The organism is Ruegeria sp. HKCCA0235A, assembly GCF_013033235.1.
In the GTDB taxonomy this organism is placed as follows: Bacteria; Pseudomonadota; Alphaproteobacteria; order Rhodobacterales; family Rhodobacteraceae; genus Ruegeria.
Map to the genome: position 1 here is coordinate 1 of NZ_WQDQ01000030.1, position 1197 is coordinate 1197.

The following is a 1197-nucleotide window of genomic DNA, read 5'->3' on the forward strand; positions in this document are numbered from 1 at the left end:
CGGATTTTTCACCCAGTCCCTTTCTGATCGTGATCCCGAGCTTTTTGGCTCGATCACGTCGGAACTGGGTCGTCAGCGCGACGAGATCGAGCTGATCGCGTCCGAGAACATCGTCTCTGCCGCCGTGATGGAGGCGCAGGGCTCGGTGATGACCAACAAATACGCCGAAGGCTATCCCGGCCGCCGCTATTATGGCGGCTGCCAGTTCGTCGACATCGCCGAAAACCTGGCCATCGACCGCGCCAAGCAACTGTTCGGCTGTGAATTCGCCAACGTGCAGCCCAATTCCGGCTCTCAGGCCAACCAGGGCGTGTTTCAGGCGCTGATCAAGCCCGGCGACACCATTCTGGGCATGAGCTTGGATGCCGGTGGCCACCTGACCCACGGCGCCCGTCCGAACCAGTCGGGCAAGTGGTTCAACGCGGTGCAATACGGCGTACGCCAGCAGGACAACATGCTGGATTACGATCAGGTCGAGGCGCTGGCGAAGGAACACCAGCCCAAGCTGATCATCGCCGGCGGTTCGGCCATTCCGCGCCAGATCGACTTTGCCCGCATGCGTCAGATCGCCGACATGGTCGGTGCCTATCTGCACGTGGACATGGCGCATTTCGCCGGTCTGGTCGCGGCGGGCGAGCATCCCAGCCCCTTCCCGCATGCGCATGTGGCCACCACCACCACGCACAAGACCCTGCGCGGCCCGCGCGGCGGCATGATCCTGACCAATGATGAAGATATCGCCAAGAAAGTGAACTCGGCCATCTTCCCCGGCATTCAAGGCGGCCCGCTGATGCATGTGATCGCGGCCAAGGCCGTGGCCTTCGGCGAGGCGCTGCGGCCCGAGTTCAAGGACTATGTCAAGCAGGTGATCACCAACGCCCAGGCGCTGTCGGATCAGCTGATCAAGGGCGGTCTGGACACGGTGACCCACGGCACCGACACCCATGTGGTGCTGGTCGACCTGCGCCCCAAAGGGGTGAAAGGCAACGCCACCGAGAAAGCCTTGGGCCGGGCGCATATCACCTGCAACAAGAACGGCGTGCCGTTTGATCCCGAAAAGCCGACCATCACGTCGGGCATCCGTCTGGGGTCGCCCGCCGGCACCACCCGCGGCTTCGGCGAGGTCGAATTCCGCCAGATCGCCGACTGGATCATCGAAGTGGTCGACGGCCTGGCTGCCAATGGCGAAGACGACAA

General features: G+C 63.2%; 1 protein-coding gene. It reads left to right on the forward strand.

The genetic code is table 11. From position 1 onward, the window contains the following. The coding region (glyA, locus tag GOW56_RS21655) for a serine hydroxymethyltransferase (RefSeq protein ID WP_171207161.1) at window positions 1-1197 on the forward strand (1197 nt) is incomplete at both ends.